This window comes from Serratia sp. CY47444 (genome assembly GCF_052168635.1).
Taxonomy (GTDB): domain Bacteria; phylum Pseudomonadota; class Gammaproteobacteria; order Enterobacterales; family Enterobacteriaceae; genus Serratia; species Serratia bockelmannii.
Genome location: NZ_JBJNMH010000036.1, coordinates 1 through 20,008 on the forward strand (window position 1 = coordinate 1; position 20,008 = coordinate 20,008).

Sequence of the window (20,008 nt, forward strand, 5' to 3'; positions counted from 1 at the left end):
TGGAATGAAACAGAATTTGCCTGGCGGCAATAGCGCGGTGGTCCCACCTGACCCCATGCCGAACTCAGAAGTGAAACGCCGTAGCGCCGATGGTAGTGTGGGGTCTCCCCATGCGAGAGCAGGACACTGCCAGGCATCAAATAAAGCCGAAAGCCCTGAACTGACGTTCAGGGCTTTTTGCTATGCGTAAAACGTAAAAAAGCGCAGCTACGCTGCGCTGCTCTCCCCAGCTTATCTCCGACAGACAGCCAGAGAAAAGGCCCCGAAGGGCCTTTGATTAGGGTGTGTTTGCTTTTTTTCACTTATTATTCGATTAATGCGAGCTGCCCTGAGAGATACCCAGCCCGGTTTGCGAACGGACAAACTGCGCCCGGAAGCGTTCCCGCTCCTGCTGCCCGGCCAGCGAGCTGTCGGTGATCGAGAACAGCCAGGTGCCGACAAAGGCCACGATCATCGAGAACAGCGCCGGGTATTCATACGGGTAAATCGGTTTTTCATGGCCGAGGATCTGCACCCAGATCGTCGGGCCGAGGATCATCAGAATCACCGCCGTTAACAGACCCAGCCAGCCGCCAATCATCGCGCCGCGGGTCGTCAAACGCGACCAGTACATCGACAGGATGATGATAGGGAAGTTACAGCTGGCAGCGATAGAGAACGCCAGCCCGACCATAAAGGCGATATTCTGCTTCTCGAACAAAATCCCCAGGGCAATAGCAACCAGGCCCAATACCACGACGGTGACCTTTGAGACCTTCAGCTCGTCACGCTCGGTCGCCTTGCCGTTTTTCATCACGCTGGCGTACAGATCGTGGGAAACCGCCGAGGCACCGGCCAGCGTCAGGCCTGCAACGACCGCCAGAATGGTGGCGAAGGCCACCGCCGAGATAAAGCCGAGGAAGAAGTTGCCGCCAACGGCATTGGCCAGGTGCACCGCCGCCATATTGGTGCCGCCCAGCAGCGCGCCGGTGGCGTCTTTGAACGCCGGATTGGCGCTGACCAGCAAGATGGCGCCGAAGCCGATGATAAAGGTCAGAATATAGAAGTAACCGATAAAGCCGGTGGCGTAGAACACGCTCTTGCGCGCTTCCTTGGCGTCACTCACGGTGAAGAAACGCATCAGGATGTGCGGCAGACCGGCGGTGCCGAACATCAGCGCCAGGCCAAGCGACAGCGCGGAAATCGGATCGGAGACCAGACCACCGGGGCTCATGATGGCGATGCCTTTCGGATGCACCTTCACCGCTTCGGCGAACAGGGTATTGAAGTCGAAGTTAACCGACTTCATCACCATCAGCGCCATAAAACTGGCGCCGGCCAGCAGCAGCACCGCCTTGATGATCTGCACCCAGGTGGTGGCCAGCATGCCGCCGAACAGCACGTACAGCACCATCAGGATGCCGACCAGGATCACCGCCACATGGTAGTTGAGCCCGAACAGCAGCTGGATCAGCTTGCCGGCGCCGACCATCTGCGCGATCAGATACAGCGCCACCACCACCAACGAGCCGCAGGCCGAGAGGGTGCGGATTGGTTTCTGCTGCAGACGGTAAGAGGCGACATCGGCAAAGGTATAACGGCCGAGGTTGCGCAAGCGCTCCGCGATCAGGAACAGAATGATCGGCCAGCCGATGAGGAAGCCGATGGAGTAAATCAGTCCGTCATAGCCCGAGGTGTAGACCAGGGCGGAGATACCGAGGAACGAGGCGGCGGACATGAAGTCACCGGCGATCGCCAGCCCGTTTTGCAGACCGGTGATTCGCCCGCCCGCGGTGTAGTAGTCCTGACGGGAACGGGTGCGTTTGGAGGCCCAATAGGTGATGTAGAGCGTGGCGCCGACAAACAGGATAAACATCACGATCGCCTGGATGTTCAGCGGCTGGCGATGCACCTCGCCGCCAATGGCGTCGGCGCAGGCCAGACCGGGCAGCAACAGCAGCGCGGCGGCGGACAATAAGCGCTTCATTGTTTCACCTCACGCAGAATCTCTGCGGTGAGGCGATCGAATTCGCCGTTGGCGCGAAACACGTAGATCCCGGTCAAGACGAAAGAGATCACGATCAGCCCGACGCCGACCGGGATCCCGCGGGTGATGGTCGATCCGGCGGCGATCGGCGTGCCGAGCCATTGCGGATCGAAGGCGATCAACAGAATAAAGCCGACGTACAGCGCCAGCGTAATCAGTGAAAGCAGCCAGGCGAACCGGCCGCGTTTTCTCACCAGCTCTTTAAAGCGCGGGTTTTCTTCAATCCCTTGATAAATGGTGTCATTCATCAGAGTGTCTCCAGTCGGTATTGAGAGAGTACGCCGCGCCAGGGCCGCTCAACGGTGCGTGATCCGGATTGAGCGGCCTGAAGCGGCATAAATTATGACGGCACTTTCATTGATTGTTTTTCTTCCAACAGCTTGTCGACGACGGCCGGATCCGCCAGCGTAGAGGTATCCCCCAGGTTGCTGGTGTCGCCGGCGGCAATTTTGCGCAGGATACGCCGCATGATCTTGCCGGAGCGCGTTTTGGGCAGCGAATCTGTCCAGTGCAGTACGTCCGGCGTGGCGATCGGCCCTATCTCTTTGCGCACCCAGTTGCGCACTTCGGTATAGAGCTCCGGCGTCGGTTCTTCGCCGTGGTTCAGCGTGATGTAGGCGTAGATCGCCTGGCCTTTGATGTTATGAGGAATGCCGACCACTGCCGCTTCGGCGATTTTCGGGTGCGATACCAGCGCGGACTCAATCTCGGCGGTGCCCAGACGGTGGCCGGAGACGTTCAGCACGTCATCGACGCGGCCGGTGATCCAGTAGTAACCGTCTTCGTCGCGGCGTGCGCCGTCACCGCTGAAGTACATGCCTTTGAAAGTCGAGAAGTAGGTTTGCTCGAAGCGGTCATGATCGCCGAACAGGGTACGCGCCTGGCCCGGCCAGGAATCGACGATCACCAGGTTGCCTTCGCAGGCGCCTTCCTGCGGTGTGCCGACGTTATCGACCAATGCCGGCTGTACGCCGAAGAAAGGCCGCGTAGCAGACCCGGCTTTCAGCTCGGTGGCGCCAGGCAGCGGGGTAATCATGAAGCCGCCGGTTTCGGTTTGCCACCAGGTGTCGACGATCGGGCACTTTGCATTGCCTATCTTGTTGTAGTACCACTCCCAGGCTTCCGGGTTGATCGGCTCGCCGACCGAGCCCATGATACGCAGCGAATCGCGTCGTGTGCCCTCGATCGCCTTGTCGCCTTCGGCCATCAGGGCGCGAATGGCGGTCGGTGCGGTATACAGAATGTTGACCTGGTGCTTGTCGATCACTTGCGACAGGCGATTAACGCCCGGATAGTTAGGCACGCCTTCGAACATCAGCGTGGTGGCGCCGCAGGCCAGCGGGCCGTACAGCAGATAGCTGTGGCCGGTGACCCAGCCCACGTCGGCGGTGCACCAATAAATGTCGCCGTCGTGGTAGTCGAACACATACTTAAAGGTCATCGCGGCGTAGACCAGGTAGCCGCCGGTGGTGTGCAGTACGCCTTTCGGTTTGCCGGTCGAGCCGGAGGTGTACAGGATAAACAGCGGATCTTCGGCGTTCACTTCTGCCGGCGGGCAGTCGGCGGAGACGCCCTGGGTCAGCTCATGCCACCACAGATCGCGCCCTTCCTGCCAGTAGCCCGGTTTCCCGGTGCGTTGGAACACCACGACGTTGGCCACGCTGACTACGCCGGGATTTTTCAGCGCATCGTCGACGTTCTTTTTCAGCGGCACGGCACGGCCGGCGCGCAGGCCTTCATCGGCGGTGATCACCAGCCTAGCGTTGGAGTCGATAATGCGTCCGGCGACCGCTTCCGGTGAGAAGCCGCCGAAGATCACCGAATGTACGGCGCCGATACGCGCGCAGGCCAGCATCGCGACCGCCGCTTCCGGCACCATCGGCATATAGATAGCCACCACGTCGCCTTTTTTCACGCCGAGCTTTTTCAGCACGTTGGCGAACTGGCAGACGTCATGGTGCAGCTGTTTGTAAGTCACGTTCTTGGATTGGGTCGGGTCGTCGCCTTCCCAGATAATGGCGGTCTGGTCGCCGCGCTCGGCCAAATGACGATCCAGACAGTTGGCCGCCAGGTTCAACGTGCCGTCTTCAAACCAACGGATGCTGACGTGGCCCGGATCGAACGAGGTGTTTTTGACTTTGGTATAGGGTTTGATCCAGTCCAGGATTTTGCCATGCTCACCCCAGAAAGCCTCTGGGTCTTGAACCGACTGTTGATAATACTGTTGGTATTGTGCCGGATTAATCAGGGCGCGTTCTGCAATTGCAGAAGGAATAGCGTGTTTATGCAGTTGGCTCATAGCTTTTCTCCTTGAAGTTGTTAATGATATGTCAACTGAAGGTTAAGTATAGTTTGCTACGATTCTTTGTTTCTTTTTTGCGCGGCAGATCACGCAACAAAGATATTGATTTGTAATCGTTCTGTCGCATTTGCAGGGCATATCTATCTATTTGGCGCTTAAATCCTCATAAACCCACGTTTTTAACCAAAAACACTTATCTAAAGAACAAAAAAGAATAAAAAAAGGCGAGGGTATTTGCCTCGCGCTTAATAAGGATGGGAGAGACCAGCATTATTTCGCGCTATAAATCTTTTTTGATTATTTTTCGCTATTAATATTCGAAGTTGGTATTAACGCGATATAACGATGGACGGCACATCGTGAAATAACGTTCTATTAATGCTTCATACCTGATGAAAAATCGGGAAATACCCTATGGCATTCATCCTGCGGTATCGTTCGATTTTTAATCTAAATATAAAATGGCGCTGCATTTATGGGTGAAAATGTCACTCGGCCAATTCCCATTTATTTGACTTTTGAGTAACAAAATATAAACATTCGGTGCGGACTAAATATGCAGAATGGACGAAAAATAACGCATTTTAATCGCGTTCAAAAAAACGTCACCGGCGCGGTTATGTGCTTCATTATCTGAAAAATTATGTTTTTAATAACAAGCAATTATGCCATTTGAAATAGTTACGCGAAATTTTTGTGATTCGATTCAGCGCTCAACCCTGACAAATCAAGGCTTGCAGAGCATGCCGCCCGGATGATACAGATTTATACTGCGTCGCACCCAGGGCAGGTGAACGCTTCCACTGAATTAACATAAGCCTGTAATAAATGATTAAGTATTCTTTTCGCCGTGTTGCGACTTTGTACGGCGCAAAGAGTCTTTGAGGACTTTTTGGGTATGAAAAGTGTAAAAATTAGCCTGGCTTGGCAAATCCTGATCGCGTTGGTACTGGGTATTATTGTTGGCGCGGTATTGCACAACCAGACAGAATCTCGTGAGTGGCTGGTCAGCAATATTCTCAGCCCGGCGGGTGATATCTTTATTCGTCTGATCAAGATGATTGTGGTGCCGATCGTTATTTCCACGCTGATCGTCGGTATTGCCGGCGTGGGGGATGCGAAAAAGCTGGGCCGCATCGGATTGAAAACCATTATTTACTTCGAAGTGATCACCACGATCGCCATCGTGGTGGGGTTGACGCTGGCCAACGTATTCCAACCCGGCCACGGCATCGACATGTCGACGTTGACCACGGTGGACATTTCGCAGTATGAGAAAACCACCGAACAGGTGCAAAGCGGTTCGCACAGTCTGGTGGCGACCATTCTGTCGCTGATCCCATCGAACGTCTTCTCGTCGATGGCCAAGGGCGACATGCTGCCGATTATCTTCTTCTCGGTGCTGTTCGGTCTGGGGCTGTCGTCGTTGCCGAAAGAGACCAAAGAGCCGTTGCTGAAGGTGTTCAAGGCGGTGTCCGAGAGCATGTTCAAAGTCACCCACATGATCATGCGCTATGCGCCGATCGGGGTATTCGGTCTGATTTCGGTCACGGTAGCCAACTTCGGTTTCGCTTCGCTGCTGCCGCTGGCCAAGCTGGTGCTGCTGGTATACTTCGCCATCGCGTTCTTCGCCCTGGTGGTGCTGGGGGCGGTCGCCCGGCTGTGCAATCTGCGCATCTGGACGCTGATCCGCATCCTGAAAGACGAACTGATCCTGGCTTATTCCACCGCCAGCTCGGAAACGGTGCTGCCGCGCATCATCGAAAAGATGGAGGCTTACGGCGCGCCCAAGTCGATCACTAGCTTCGTGGTGCCGACTGGCTACTCTTTTAACCTGGATGGCTCGACGCTGTACCAGAGCATCGCCGCTATCTTTATCGCCCAGCTGTACGGCATCGAACTGTCGTTGGGGCAGGAGATCGTGCTGGTGCTGACGCTGATGGTAACCTCGAAAGGGATCGCCGGCGTGCCGGGGGTCTCGTTCGTGGTGCTGCTGGCGACGTTGGGCAGCGTCGGCATCCCGCTGGAAGGCCTGGCGTTCATCGCCGGCGTGGACCGTATCCTGGATATGGCGCGTACCGCGCTGAACGTGGTGGGCAACGCGCTGGCGGTACTGGTGATCGCCAAGTGGGAGCACCAGTTCGATCGCAAGAAGGCGCTGGCTTACGAAACGGAGTTTCTGGCGCAGAAGGTGAAGCCGGCCAACCAGGCCTAATCACGAGTATCGCCGACGTTAAAAACGCCCCAGGCAGTTGTGCCGGGGCGTTTTGTTTTTCTGGCCCTTCAACCTGCCACTTTCTTTTCTCTGCCCAACTGCGCGACTTGCATCCCCGCTTAACAAAATCTAAAGTGTTACCAAATTAATAGAAATGATAATAGATGTTATTATCATTTTCATTTGATGATGTATGGAGACACGCAAAAGCCGTTGAACGGCGGGGTTACGCCCGCTCGACGTCTTTATTCGGGCTTATCAAAGGTAGGTAACATGTCGGACACCGCTTTGGCCTCTGAATGGTTGCCGCTGGCGCCAGCGCAGCTTGATTTCTGGGAAGAACACACCTTGCACCCTGGGCAGACTCTGTCCACCGTCGCACATTGCACCGAACTGTGCGGCGCGGTAGAGGAAGAGACGCTCTGCCGGGCGATCGCCACCACTCTCGCCGAGACGCAGGCGTTTGCCTTGCGCTTTGGTGAGCGGCATGGCGACTCTCCCCCGCTGTTACGTTACGATCCACAGCGCACGCCGCCATTGCAACGCATCGATCTGCAAACGCACGACGATCCCTGGCAGGCGGCGCAAAACCTGATGCGCGAAGATATCGCGCAGCGCCGGGCGCTGCACAGCGAACCGTTAGCCGCAGCCTGGCTGCTCAAGCTGGGGCCGGAGCGCTACCTCTGGTACGTGCGTGCGCACCATATTCTGGTTGATGGCTTCGGCATGGCCCTGATCGAACACCGCTGCGCCGCGTTATATGCGCACTATCTGGGTGAGGGCAGCGCAGGTATGCCTCTGGGCGCCTTCGACGTCTTTCAACAGGCCGAGCTGGCCTACGCTGATTCTGAGCGATGCGAGCGCGATCGGCGCTTTTGGCAGACCTATCTGCCGCCGTCGCAGGTGCTGCCGACGGTGCGCAAGGGCGGTGAGGCCTATGGCGTACGGCGTCTGAGCACCCACCACCGGCTGCCGGCGGCGGTGTCGCACTCTCTGGCGCAGTTGGCGGAGCGTAGCGGCATCAATTGGCCCGACTTGCTGGTGGCGCTGTCGGCGGCCTGGCTGTTTCAGGTGATGCCGCGCTGTGCCCGGCAAGGCGATACGCTGCCGATGTGGATGCCGGCGATGAATCGCCGTGGGCAGGCAGCCACTAACGTGCCTTCGCTGGCGGTCAACACGCTGCCGCTGCTGGTGTCACCGCCGCAAGCGGAGACGCTGGGGAGCTTTCTCACCACGCTGACGCAGCAGCTGCGGGAGCTGCGCAGCCACGCCGGCTACCGTCTGCGCCAATTGGCCGCCGATCGCGGTGTGGATCCGGGCTCGCGCTTCTTTATTTCCCCCTTCATCAACGTGCAACCCTTCGATGCGCCTCGTTTTACTGGCTGTCGCGGTACCCGCAGCGTATTGGCCGGCGGCTCGGGCGACGGTTTTAACCTGACGTATCGCGGCCGCACCGACGCCCGCGATCTGCAGGTGGATATCGATATTTATCTGGAACAGTTCCCGACGGAGGATGCGTTGGACTATGGCGAGGCGCTGCAAGAATTTCTGTTGCGTGCGCTGCAGCAGGAAGCCTGGGAGCAACCGCTGGCGGCCCTGACGGCGTTACCCGCCTGAGAAAATGCGGGCGGGGGATGTCCCCGCCCGAGTGGTATGGTTTCAGCTGGCCAGCAACGCCGCCACTTCGCGTGCGTTCTTGCATGGCAAGAGCGCACTGCTTACCAGACGGGTGCCGAAAGCGTCATTGAGGCGTGCCGTCACCTGTTTGATATGCGGCAGCTTCAGTCCCATGGCGATAAACGCCGTCTCTTCCCCCCAGTCCGGGCGCGGCGTTACGCCAATCGCCTGCCAGTAAATGGTCAGGATCTCGGCGCTGCGCGCCACCGGTGCGTTCGGCGGCGGGGCCGCGCAGGCGTTCAACGCCGGCGCGGTTTGCTGGTGGCTCAGGTCGGCGCGGATGCGATGGCGATCGGTTTTACCGTTGGCGGACAGCGGCAGCGCCTCGGCATGGATAAAGCGCGTGGGGATATGGGTACAGGGCAGATAGCCGGTGGCGAAGGCGCGGATCTCGGACAGCGGCAGCGGCTTGCCGTCGCGGGTCAGATACAGGGCGCCGAGCGCTGCCTCGTTGTTCTCTCCGCTGGGATAATCCACCACTACCATATCCAGGATCGCCGGATGGCGGCGCAGCACGTCTTCGATTTCCGGCAGCGAGACGCGCACGCCGCGGATCTTCACATAGCCGTTCACCCGGGTGGCGAACATGATGTTGCCGTCCGCACGGTAATAGCCCTGATCGCCGGTGCGGAAAGCGCGCAGCGGTTGCCCGTCCGGTCCTTCGAGGGTAACGAAATCGTGCTGCTTCAGCTCCCCCTGCTCCAGATAGCCTAACGCCAGGTTCACCCCGGCGGTGTGAATGCGGCCGACCACGCCGGCCGGGCAGTGGCTGCCGTCGTCATGGCAGATGAAGTAGCGGTTAGCCGGCAGCGGGCGGCCGTAAGGCACGGTGCCGCTCTCCTGTGGGGCGATCGGGTGCCAGATGCTCCAGATGGTGGTTTCGGTCGGCCCGCCGAGTGAGAACAGCGCGAGATCCTGGCGCAGGGTACGCAGGGTTTGTACCGTCGCCGGCTTGATATAGTCGCCGCCTTGCGCCACCAGGCGCAGCGAGCGCAGGCTGTCGGCCGTTTTGCAGGTGAGCAGCATCTCCAGAATGGCGGGTACCGAACACCACAGGGTGACCCGATGTTTTTCCACCAGTTGGTTCCAGCTGATGGCATCCTTTTCCTGATGTGGCGCCGGCAGCACCAGCGTGGCGCCGGCGCACAGCGAACCGAACAGATCGAACATCGACATGTCATGGTGCGGCGGCGTAACGGAAATGAAGACATCGTCGGCGGTGACTCTCCAGCACTGTTGGGTTTGGTGCACGACGTTGGCGGTGGCGCGGTTGTTAAGCACCACGCATTTAGGCTTACCGGTGGTGCCGGAGGTATACAGGTAGTAGCTCGCGGCCTGGCTGGCGCTGCGTTCAACCAGCGTCCGTTCATCCGGCAGCGCGGGTGCGCGATCCGCCTGCGCCAGCAGGGTCGCCGGCGTCACGCCGATCGGCGTTTCGAGATCGCCGCCGTGCACTACCAGCGTCGGCCGGCAATTCTCCAGCAGGTAGGCGGTGCGTTCCGGCGGCGAGTTGATATCGATAGGCACCCAGACCACGCCCTGCAGGGCGCAGGCGAGGCTGAAGATGATCTGTTCCGGGCTGCGCGGCAGATACAGTGCCACCACGTTGCCCGGCTGCACGCCGCGGCTCTGCAGGTTGGCGATCGCCGTGGCGATCCGCTGGCCCAGCTCGCGGTAGGTTAGCGTCTGCTCGCCGCAGATCAGCGCATTGCCGCCGTCTTGCGCGCCGAACAGCCGCTCGGCCAGCTGCGCCAGATAAGGATAAGGCGCGTAATTCGCTTCGCTGTCGTTGTGGCGGTAATGCGCCAGATCGATGAAGTCGCGCGGCGCGATCGCCAGGTCGGCCCGTTGGCAACTGTGCAGGATGCGTCGCTGCAACGCCGCCAGCATCGCTTCTACCTGTTCGCCATGCAGCGCCTGCTCGGCGTAGTCCACGCACAGCTGCAGATTTTTTTCGCTGTCCAACGTCAGGCGGATATCGATGGCGACCTGCGGCGTTTGGGTCAGGCCGTCGTGAAAGCGCACCGGCGCCTCGGCTGGCAGCGTTTCCCAACCCAGGCAATTGGTCAGGATCACCGGCAGCGCCGGGCCGCCCTGGCTTTGGCCGAGCAACTGCCGCGCCAGATCGACGCCGGAAAACGCCAGGTGATCGAGCGCGCCGAGCACGTCGTCCTGCAAGGCTTGCGCGCGCTGGATAAAGTCTTCGCCGTAGCGCGAATAGCGCACCGCCACGAAGCTGGAGGCGTTGCCCAGGGCGCCGTCGGCGGCGGGGAACGCCACCGGCACCCCGACGCACAGCTCGCCGTCGGTGGTCCAGTGGGCCAGCGTATCGAGGATCAGCGCCGACAGCAGGCTGTTGCGCAGCAGCGCATGCGGCGATCCCAGACGGCCAAGCTGTTTAACCGTGTCGTGCGGCAACGTCAGGCTGGCGCGGCGATAGCGTGATGAGGTGAGATTGGCGAGCGGGGCGCGCCACGGCAACGCCGACGGGGTGGTGACATCCTGCAGCTTTTCGCGCCAGTAGGCGGCATCGGCCTGGCGTTGCGCCGCCGATGCGGCGGGGGGCGGCAAGGCGGCGGCGGTCGGCGCCAGAGGGCGATCGTCGAACAGGCGCGCGATCACGGTGGAGATCCCCTGGCCGTCTAAGATCAAGGCATCGAAGCTGGTAAAGATCAGCGTATCGTACGGCGATCCCGTCGGATCCTGCTGTTCGGCAAGTTGGATCACGGCGATGCGCCACAGAGGTTGGCTCGGATCGTGGCGCTGGTGGGAGTAACGCGCGCGCAGTTGTTCGACCTGGCGCTGCGCCGCTTCACCATCAAGGGCGCGCAGATCGTGGCGATCCAGATGCAGCGTGGTTTCCGGGCGTACGTGCTGCGTGCCGCGCGGCACATCGATGCAGGTGCGCAGTGCCGGGTAGTGTTGAACCAGCCCGGTCAGGCGCGCTTCAAGGCGCGGTACGTCCAGCTGCCGGGCGCGATATTCGCGAAAGTCGTGCATCGCCACGCCGCCCAGCGGCCATCGATCGCTGCGGCCCAGAAGATAGGCCTGCTGCAGTGCGGTTAATGGTGTCTCCATGGTACTTCCCTATAGTCGCTAACCGATTAAATCTCAGTGCTGCGGCGCCAGCGCGGCGAGCAGCGTTTTCGCATTCCGTCCTGCCTCGGGCGAGCGTTGGCAGATCAATGCCGCCAGCGCCGCCGGAGAGGGATGCGCCGCCAGATCCTGCGCCGTCAGCGCCGCCGCCAGATATTTGTTGAGCACCGTCAGCAGCGCGTTCACCCCAGCATCCGGCAGGGCCAAGCGGTGGATATCGTCGTGGTCGTGCAAGCTGGCCTCGGGAGCCACCCGCGCCAGCAGCCGGTGCAGCACCTGGCGCACCGGTGCCTGCTGCGCCAGCGCGTCGGGTGTGCATTGCGCCAACAGCTGTGACAGCGGGCGATCGAACGCCTCCGTTTGCCGTGCGGCCAGGTGCAGCAGCGCACGATAACAGGCCAGCAGGCGCGGCAGCGCGTGCTCGGGGAATGCGTCCAGCCGCACGTCCCAGTTAATCAGAATGCCGTCGTCGACGTGGGCGACCTGCGCATCCAGCGCAACCTGCGGTCCTTGAGAGATGACCCAGCCGAGACGGCCGAAGGTGTCGGTGACCCGTTCGGAAAACAGCGTCTTGCCGCGGATGCCGAAACCAGCGGTAAACACCACCGGAGAAGGCTGCAGGCTGCCGTGCAGGCGCGACAGATCGCGCATCACGCTCACGCCGGGGTAATCCGCATGTTCGATAAGCTCTGCCAGCTGTGCCATCAGGCGCCGGCAGAAAGCGCTCAGGTTTTCCGTCGGGTTCAGCTCCACGCCGAGCAGCACTAGGTTAGAGAAATCGCCGATAAGACGATGCGCGTCCTCCCGTTCGCTTTCGCGGTGGAACAGCGGCACGTTGAGCCGGAAGCGCGTCATATTCCAACCCTGGCCGACGGCCAGTGCGAACAGCGCTAAAAACAGCGTAGAGAGGGAGGTGTGGTGCCGCTTGGCGACATTCTCCAGCGCGCGGCTTTCTTCTGCATTCAGCTGTACGGCCAGGCGATCGCTGCGGCAGCGGTCCGGCGTGCGCAGCAGGCACGGCGCCGGGGGCACCTGCGCCAGGCGTTCACGCCACCAACGCTGGCCGCGTTCGCGCCGCTGGCGTAGCGCCTCGTCGGCGTCGCGTCGTTCGAGGTGATCAAAGTAGGCCGCTGGTGCGTCATCGGAGGGGGGCGGCGGACACCGGTGATAAAACGCCGTCAGATCCTCCATCAACAGGCGAAAGCTCATGGCATCGCCGGCGATCATGTCGAGATCGACATGCAGGCGGCTGCGCCCTTCCGGCAACAGGCTCAGGCTGATATCGCAGGGCACGCCCTGTTCCAGCGGCAGCAGCTGGGTGCTTTTTGCCTGGCGTTTGGCGGCGAGCGCGGCTGCCAGCGTTGCTTCATCGGCGTGCTGCCAATCGTCGAGATGCAAGGCGTGCCGAGGGCCGGGAGGCGCGATCGTCTGCCGGCCATCGTCGGTAATGCGCAGACGTAACAGCGGATGGTGCAGGTACAGCGCCTCGACGGCCTGGCGCAGCCGAGCGGTATCCAGCTCGCCGCCGTCGAATTCCGCATACAGGTGGGCGGCCATGCCGCCGAGGGGAGGAGCGGACTGTCGGCCTACCCAATAGGCGGCCTGCATCGTGGTCAAAGCTTTCATCGGGTATCCATTTTGATTCAGCCAACGAGACTGCAAGAATATATCCAAATGTTAATAGGAATGAAAATTATTATTATTTGATCCATTTGGCGATCGGGTGCTATCTATAAGGCGTTTTAGCGACGCCGGGCAGTGAGGGCATTGGGTGTGAATAATTTATCTATATTATTCTTAGCATTGAAATGATTGCTTGTTATTGCAGCGCTCGTTTTCCCTGCGAAAGTATAAGGGTTTCTGGCAGTTATCTTGTCAGGTCTCACACCTTTGTTGATAATGATTTGCATTAGAAAATGCAAAATATTATCATTCTTAACATTATTTTACGTTTTTATACAAGCTGCCGGCCGCTCCGCCGGCGGCTTAGCCGTGGACGGGGCCGCGCCCGTCCGGCCGCGAAAGGCATGGGTTTGCCGCAGGGATAAGCAACAGCAAGGCCGGGAAGGCCGCAGCGTCATGGTCTGTGTGAGTGTCGATGTAGGTTGTGTAAAAAAAAATCAAATTTTGTGCACCTCTGGGATGAAAGGAGAAGACATCTATGGGCAAGCATTTTGCGGCTCAACGGCATGAAAGCGTAGGAAACGGGGAAAAGGCGGGGTTGAAAGCCATTGGGGCGTTTTCCTCCGTATTTTTAGGGGTTTGTTCACTGGCGATCGGTAACGTCAACGCGGCGGAAACCAAGAGCAACGAAACCTACCAGGACGCGGAAACGCTGCTGGTTACCGGTGAGAAGGTCAAACGTTCCATTTTCGACACCGGCTCCAGCGTCGAAGTGTTCGACAGCAACCGCATCTCCTCTATGCCTAATGCGACACAGGTTCCCGATTTGCTGCGCATGACCCCCAACGTGGTGGATGTCGGCATCGGCAACGATCTGCCAACCGTGCGTGGCGTTGACGGCTCCGGCCCGACCACCGGTGCCGGCGCTTTCCTCAGCGGCACCAGGCCGCGCCTCAATCTGTCGTTGGACGGCCGTTCGCTGACCTATAACGAACAAGCCTACGGACCGCAATCGTTGTGGGATCTGGATCGCGTTGAAGTGTTCCGCGGCCCGCAAAGTTACATTCAGGGGCGCAACGCCATCGCCGGCGCCATCGTCATGGCCAGTAAAGACCCGACCTTCGAATGGGAAAGCGCCTTCAAGGGCGGGGCCGGCAATCAGCACTCCTCTCAACTAGCCGCCATGGCGTCCGGCCCGCTGGTGGAAGACCAGTTGGCGTTCCGTGTCAGCGTCGATCGCCAGCGTCGCCGCAGCGATGCTGACCTGCCGGCCTATGAGCCGGTGGGCGATCCGCGTGAAGTGGAGGCCACCACCGCCCGTGCCAAGCTGCTGTTCAACCCGGCCGGTTTGCGCGATCTGACCACCAAGTTGACCTTTAACCACTTTGGCAGCACCGCACCGCAGAACGAAAGCCTCAACCCGCAGCCGCATCCTGCGAGTGCGCGTCACGACATCCGTCGGCCGGTGTTCAAAAGCAATGTGAACAGCGGGATCTGGGATCTGGCCTGGGAGGCCTCCGATGGCCTGGCGTTGGAAAACCGCGTTATCTATACCGATTTCAACATTAACCGCGCCACGGCTTATCAGCTGCCGTACGCCGACATCGGCGGTAAAGAGGTGCACGTAGAACCGGTGGTACGCTTCGGCGGCGCGGACAGCCGCCTGCACGGGCTGGCGGGGCTGCGTTATTTCCACGCCAAGCAGGATGAGTTCGTCAATATCTTCGGCGGCGCGACTTTTAAAGATAAAACCGACACTAACTCGGCCTTCGCTGAGCTGACCTATGCGCTGACGCCGCAGGTGGACGTGACTGCCGCCAGCCGCCTGGAACGCGAACATCGCCAACGCAATGGCGGCAGCAAGGCGGTGCGCATCGACTTCGACGAAACCTACACGGTGTTCCTGCCGAAACTGGACGTGGCCTGGAAACCGACGGACACCCAAACCTACGGTGCCAAGATCGCTCGCGGTTATAACGCTGGCGGTGCAGGCATTACTCTCAGCAGCCCGATCGTCAGTTACACCTACGGTTCCGAGTATGTCTGGAACTATGAGTTGTACACCCGCCATCACCTGAAAGACGCCAACGTGGTGCTGACCAGCAACGTGTTCTACAACGATTACAAAGACATGCAGCTGCCTTATTACCTGGGTGAAAATTCCAGCGTGATCCGCAACGCCGACAAGGTGGAAACCTACGGCGCGGAAATCGGCGCCACCTGGCAGCCGCGTTGGGACTTCGAGCTGTTCGGTAACGTTGGCCTGCTGAAAACCAAGATCAAAAAGTTCTCGGGCAGCGGCGTGGAAGGGCATGAATTGGGACGCGCGCCGGCTTACACCGCCAACATGGGCGCCAAATATCAGTTCCTGAAAGGGTGGGAAGTGAGTACTAACGTGGCGTTCTCGGACTCCTATTACTCGGCGTATGACAACGATTCGCGCGGGCGTATAGGTTCTTACTGGTCGGCTAACGCCCAGCTGGCCTACACCTTCGCCTATGGGCGCGCCACGCTGTTTGCGCAAAACCTGTTCGACTCCGAGCGTCGCATCATGGTTGGCGGCAACGATATCTACACCGCGACGCAGCAGCGCCCGCGCATGGTCGGCGCGGCGGTTGAGCTGAATTTCTAACGCTATCGCGATGATGGGGGGACGAATGTCCCCCGTTTTATGCGCTATCCCGGCACGGCCGGGCAAAGGAGATAACGCAGTGATCGGTGATTTTGACAGCATTCTGAGCGATGAAGAGGCCCAGCGGCTGGAGAGCGCGTTTCAGGCGCTGGGCGCGGCGTCGGCGAACGGCGATCGGCCGGTGAGCGAAGCCGAAGAGCGGGCATGGTTTGCCCATCTGCAGCAGGGTGACGCACGCGGGCAGCGGGCGATGGCCTGGCGCCTGACGGGAGAGGTGGATATCGCCCAACTGACGGCGGCGCTGCAAGCGCTGGTGCGGGAAACGCCGGGCGTGAACGTGCGTTACGTTTTTGATGACGAAAACGGTTTGGTTAAACGCGCTGCCGATTCGGCGCCGTTGCCGGTGAGCCTGCGTCAGGTGGCGGATGAACAACACGCCATTTGTCGTCTGCTGCAAGTGCAGGCGGCGCCATTTGAACTGGAAAGCGAAGCGCCGCTGCGCTGCCTGCTGTTGCTCACGCCTGCCGATGACGTGATTTTGGGCGTGGTATTGCATGACATCCTGGCGGAAGCGCTGCCGTGGCGCCATCTGCCGGCGATGCTGTCCGCCCGCTATAACGGAGATGCGATGCCTCTGCCTTTCGCAGCGGCGCCGGTCGAGCTGCCGGAAATCCCTGCGCCACAGCTGCCCTGGGCGCGCCAGGCGGTCTCGCTGCAGGATTACCGCAGCCCGGCGCAGCGTACTGAAGCCTTGCCGCCGGTGGGCGCGCGCGTGGTCACACGCATTGATCGCTCGCTGTTGCCCGCCAACGACACGCCGCGGGCCTTGCTGGCGGCGGTGGCGGCACGGTTTGCCGAGTTCGTCGCCGCGCAGGCCGGCGGCCAAGCGGTGCAGCTGTGCGTGCCGGCCGCAGAAACGGCAGAGTGCGTTGGTCTGGAGCTGGGCCTGACGGCGGCGCCGCTGATGCGCCTGACCGTGCAGCATGGCGAGGGCGACGTCGGGCAGCGGCTGCTGGCGCAGGCCGTGGCTGAACAGCCGGATCCGCAGCGGGCGCAGTTGCTGGTGGCCTGGCGTGACGATCTGGCCGCAGAGTGGCGGCTGGAAGGCGTTCACGCCGAACGCCTGTTGCTGCCGCCGCTGCATACGCCGTTTGAACTGGCGCTGCTATTGGGCTTGCCCGAAGCGGAAGCGTTAACGCTGGAGCTGGTCACCGACCCGCGCCTGTCTCCGCACGCGGCGCCTTTCCTGCTGGAGCAGTTCAGCGCGTTCCTGGCCGGGCAGCGAATTGCCGTCGCATTGCCGGTGGCTGAGGCCGTTTCCCCGGCGATGGCCGCGCCGGCGGCGAACGGCGACGCCGACGAAAGCGTTGCGCCGCTGATTTTGCAGGAGTTCCGTGAGGCGCTGGTGGCGCCGGAAATGACCCTGGATGAAGACTTCTTCGATCGCGGCGGCCATTCGCTGGTCGCTACCCGGGTGATCGGCCGCTTGCTGAGCCTGCATCAGATCGAAATCAACATTAACGATCTGTTCAGTCATCCGACGGCGCGCGGGTTGGCGGGCTACGCCAAACGCCTGAACGTTGCGCAGCCGAATGCCGCGCTAGCGATCGCCGACGATCATGAGGGGGCGCAGGCGCCGCTGTCGCTGGCGCAGGAATCGCTGTGGAAGGTGTATGAAGCCTTCGGCCATGACGAGATTTTCAACCTGCCGTTCTCTCTGCGCTTCTTCGATGCGGTGGACGAAACGGCGCTGCACCAGGCGTTTATCGACGTCATGACTCGCCATACCGTGCTGCGTTCACGCTTCGTCGAGCAGCAGGGGGAGGTGGTGCAGGTGGTGGTGCCGGCCGCAGAACTGCCGGATTATCAGTGGTTCCGCTTCTCTCACGAGACGCCGGCGGGTAATGCCGCCGCCCTGTTGGCCGACGCCGGCCAGCACCGGTTCGATCTGGCCGCCGAGCTGCCGCTGCGCGCCACGCTGCTGCGCGATGCGGACAACGGCCAACAGCTGCTGTCGTTGCTGTTCCACCATGTGGTGCTGGATGAATGGTCGCTCAACCTGATGATGGACGAGCTGGGCGTCGCCTATCGCCATCGCGTCGTCGGCCAGGCGCCGCAGTGGAGCGGGCAGCCGCCGCAGTTCCACACTTTCGCCCGGCAGCAGCGGGCCTCCGGGGTGCAGCAGCAACATCTGGACTACTGGCTCGATGCGCTGCGCGGCGCGCCGGTCGGCCAGCCGATCTTCCGGCAAGAAGCATCCACCCATCCGGCGGTGCCGGCACCGGCGGACGTCAACGGCGGCTGGCTGGAGTTCGAGGTCGATCCTGCCGTGGCGGAAGGCCTGTATCAGCTTGCCCGCCGCAACAACGCGTCGCTGTTCAACGTGGTGTATGCCGGGATTACCTCGGCGCTGCGTCTGCTGGGCGGCCCGGCGGATCTGCTGGTGGGCACCTCGACTTCCGGCCGTAACGACGCCGAGTTCTTCGATACCGTCGGCTATTTCACCACCGTGGTGGTGCACCGCGTGCGCTTTGACGAAGGGCTGACGGTGGCCGGGTTGGTCAGCCAGGTGAAAAACACCATCAATGGCTCGCTGCCGTACACCGACATTCCGATCGATCTGGTGGAAGAAGGGCTGTTCGGCGTGGACGCCGACCGCAAGAACCACATGTTCGAAGTGTTCATCCAGATCCACAGCCGCATCAAGCTGAACGGCGAGTTCCGGCTGCAGGACGGCAGCACGATCGCCTACCGTCAGGTGGAGCCGGAGAAAGCCGAATCGTTGCTCGGCCTGCAGTTTGAGGTGATGGAAGACGATCTGGCCGGGAAGAAATCCCTGCGGGTGATGATGACCTACCGTCAGGACCACTACAGCCGGGAGCAGGCCAATTTGATCGCCGATGGCGTTCAGCACGTCTTTACCCAGTTTGCGCAGCACATCGCTGGCGATATCGCTCTGGCGGCGCTGCCGCCCGGGCCGCAGGCATGACGTTGTTTCACTCTAACCGAAAGCATGATTTTCAAGGAGATAAAAGGATGTCTGGAACCCTAGCAACCCCGCGCGCGCTACTGTCGCTGCTGGTGGCGGCCTCTCTGGTGGTCGCCGGCGCCGCGCAGGCGGACGATGTCGGCATCAAACCGCAGGACATCAAGCGCGAGGCGCTGTCGTCGACGGTGGTGGAGATGGCCTACAGCACCTCGCAACAGGCGCTGTTCGTCAGCGCGCCGGACTGGAAGGAAGAGGCGCGCTCCCGCGTGCTGCGGCTGGATCCCAACACCCTGGCGATCAAGGCAGAGATCCCACTGCAGGTGAAAGGCTTCGGCGTGGCGCTGAACGACGCGGGCAATCGCCTGTACCTGACGCAGGCCTTCAACGGCGAAGTCGGGGTGGTGGACACCACTACCAACCACGCGCTGGGCAGCATCAAGCTGCTGGACAAAGCGGTGCTGGAGCAGGCTTACAAGCAGGCGGGCATCAGCGGCAAGCGCCTGGACTTCCTGCTGGCGGAGCTGAAGAAATTCAAAATCACCGAGGACTACCTGTACCGCCTCCGCGAGCTCAAGTATGACGCGCAAAGCGGCCGTCTGTTCCTGCCGGGCCTGGGCTTTGGCGTCGACAGCGTGCTGTACGTGGTCGATACCAAAGCCGGCAAGCTGGAGAAAGTGATCCCGGGCTTCGGCTACAACGCGGTGGGCATCACGCTGGATGAGAAGGGCCGTCGGGTATTCGTTTCCAACATGCAGGGGCAGGTGATCACCCTGAACGCCGACACGCTGGCGATCACCGCCACGCACGAAGTGCAGGCCGATCAGCTGCTGAACCTGGTGTATGACCCGGCGAGCAATCGCCTGCTGGGCGTCGATCAGGGTATCGATCGCGACGACTACCGCAACCATCATCTGGGGCACGACTACGTGAAGCGCAGCAGTGGCCACCGGGTGTTTGCGCTGGATGCGGACAGCGGCAAAGTGCTGGCCAGCGAGCTGACGGATGAGGTGCCGATCGGTCTGCTGCTCGACGAGCGCAGCCAGCGGCTGTATGTCGCCAACCGCAAAGGCGTGCGCGTGGATCACGGCGCCGGGACGCTGACGGTGTTCGACGCCAAGACGCTCAAGCGCCTGCAAACCGTAGACCTGCCGCCGCACCCTAACAGCCTGGCGTTGGATCCGAAAGGCGACGCGCTGTTCGTGACGGTGAAAAACGACGGCGCTTCCACCAAGGCCGGCAAGCCGGAAAGCGTGGTGCGCATTCAGCTGCACACCAGGTAACTGAATATAAATATAAAAAAAGGGCGCCGCGGCGCCCTTTCTAGTGGCTGTGACCCGTCCTGAATAGCGTTGACACATTTTACTCACGCACAGAGGAAAATGTGATGAACCAGTATATTAAACGCACACAACGCGATTACTCTCTATCCTTTAAACTGGCTGTCGTCG

Annotated in this window: 10 protein-coding genes and 1 rRNA gene; 6 read left to right on the plus strand and 5 right to left on the minus strand. The window is 60.7% G+C overall.

The window, feature by feature from the left end; translation table 11 throughout:
* The first annotated feature begins 19 nt into the window (after nt 1–19).
* Nucleotides 20–135: ribosomal RNA gene (gene rrf, locus ACJ8IL_RS24600) — 5S ribosomal RNA — on the plus strand.
* Between the two features lie 178 nt (nt 136–313).
* Here the strand turns inward: rrf and actP are convergent.
* The 3 genes from actP to acs all read right to left on the minus strand — a co-directional run bounded on the left by actP (nt 314) and on the right by acs (nt 4,325).
* Nucleotides 314–1,966 carry a cation/acetate symporter ActP gene (gene actP, locus ACJ8IL_RS24605; RefSeq protein WP_089181546.1) on the minus strand — a complete coding sequence of 551 codons (1,653 nt, stop codon included), beginning with the start codon at nt 1,964–1,966 and terminating at the stop codon, nt 314–316.
* Complete coding sequence (locus ACJ8IL_RS24610) at nt 1,963–2,274, minus strand: DUF485 domain-containing protein (protein WP_004930047.1); 312 nt, start codon at nt 2,272–2,274, stop codon at nt 1,963–1,965. The genes actP and ACJ8IL_RS24610 overlap by 4 nt, the downstream gene beginning before the upstream one ends.
* A gap of 92 nt (nt 2,275–2,366) precedes the next feature.
* Complete coding sequence (acs, locus tag ACJ8IL_RS24615) at nt 2,367–4,325, minus strand: acetate--CoA ligase (protein WP_197827901.1); 1,959 nt, start codon at nt 4,323–4,325, stop codon at nt 2,367–2,369.
* 901 nt (nt 4,326–5,226) lie between these two features.
* Here acs and gltP point away from each other — a divergent pair.
* The gene (gene gltP, locus ACJ8IL_RS24620) at nt 5,227–6,543 is read left to right on the plus strand and encodes a glutamate/aspartate:proton symporter GltP (RefSeq protein WP_043142347.1); all 1,317 of its coding nucleotides are present in this window, start codon (nt 5,227–5,229) and stop codon (nt 6,541–6,543) included.
* 273 nt (nt 6,544–6,816) lie between these two features.
* Entirely contained in the window at nt 6,817–8,160 is a 1,344-nt protein-coding gene (locus tag ACJ8IL_RS24625) for a condensation domain-containing protein (protein ID WP_025304957.1), read from the plus strand.
* A 42-nt stretch (nt 8,161–8,202) separates the two neighbouring features.
* On the opposite strand, the gene ACJ8IL_RS24630 is transcribed toward ACJ8IL_RS24625, so the two are convergent.
* Together ACJ8IL_RS24630 and ACJ8IL_RS24635 are read right to left on the minus strand one after the other, a co-directional pair.
* Entirely contained in the window at nt 8,203–11,298 is a 3,096-nt protein-coding gene (locus tag ACJ8IL_RS24630) for an amino acid adenylation domain-containing protein (RefSeq protein ID WP_442516910.1), read from the minus strand.
* 33 nt (nt 11,299–11,331) lie between these two features.
* Nucleotides 11,332–12,942, minus strand: coding sequence for a condensation domain-containing protein (locus ACJ8IL_RS24635; RefSeq protein ID WP_442516911.1), 1,611 nt, complete (start codon nt 12,940–12,942; stop codon nt 11,332–11,334).
* A gap of 535 nt (nt 12,943–13,477) precedes the next feature.
* Here ACJ8IL_RS24635 and ACJ8IL_RS24640 point away from each other — a divergent pair.
* The 3 genes from ACJ8IL_RS24640 (at nt 13,478) to ACJ8IL_RS24650 (ending at nt 19,840) form a co-directional block, all read left to right on the plus strand.
* Nucleotides 13,478–15,571 (plus strand): TonB-dependent receptor, encoded by a 2,094-nt coding sequence (locus ACJ8IL_RS24640; protein ID WP_033638948.1) that lies wholly within the window; start codon nt 13,478–13,480, stop codon nt 15,569–15,571.
* 79 nt (nt 15,572–15,650) lie between these two features.
* On the plus strand, nt 15,651–18,560 hold the full coding sequence (locus ACJ8IL_RS24645) for a condensation domain-containing protein (protein WP_060433932.1): 2,910 nt from the start codon (nt 15,651–15,653) through the stop codon (nt 18,558–18,560).
* Between the two features lie 47 nt (nt 18,561–18,607).
* A complete protein-coding gene (locus ACJ8IL_RS24650) occupies nt 18,608–19,840 on the plus strand; it encodes a YncE family protein (RefSeq protein WP_025304962.1) in 1,233 nt (410 codons plus the stop codon).
* The last annotated feature ends 168 nt before the right edge of the window (nt 19,841–20,008 follow it).

Bases quoted from the DNA above. Each gene is read 5' to 3' on its own strand.
- actP (WP_089181546.1), bottom strand. From the start codon at position 1,966: ATGAAGCGCTTATTGTCCGCCGCCGCGCTGCTGTTGCTGCCCGGTCTG.
- ACJ8IL_RS24610 (WP_004930047.1), bottom strand. From the start codon at position 2,274: ATGAATGACACCATTTATCAAGGGATTGAAGAAAACCCGCGCTTTAAA.
- acs (WP_197827901.1), bottom strand. From the start codon at position 4,325: ATGAGCCAACTGCATAAACACGCTATTCCTTCTGCAATTGCAGAACGC.
- gltP (WP_043142347.1), top strand. From the start codon at position 5,227: ATGAAAAGTGTAAAAATTAGCCTGGCTTGGCAAATCCTGATCGCGTTG.
- ACJ8IL_RS24625 (WP_025304957.1), top strand. From the start codon at position 6,817: ATGTCGGACACCGCTTTGGCCTCTGAATGGTTGCCGCTGGCGCCAGCG.
- ACJ8IL_RS24630 (WP_442516910.1), bottom strand. From the start codon at position 11,298: ATGGAGACACCATTAACCGCACTGCAGCAGGCCTATCTTCTGGGCCGC.
- ACJ8IL_RS24635 (WP_442516911.1), bottom strand. From the start codon at position 12,942: ATGAAAGCTTTGACCACGATGCAGGCCGCCTATTGGGTAGGCCGACAG.
- ACJ8IL_RS24640 (WP_033638948.1), top strand. From the start codon at position 13,478: ATGGGCAAGCATTTTGCGGCTCAACGGCATGAAAGCGTAGGAAACGGG.
- ACJ8IL_RS24650 (WP_025304962.1), top strand. From the start codon at position 18,608: ATGTCTGGAACCCTAGCAACCCCGCGCGCGCTACTGTCGCTGCTGGTG.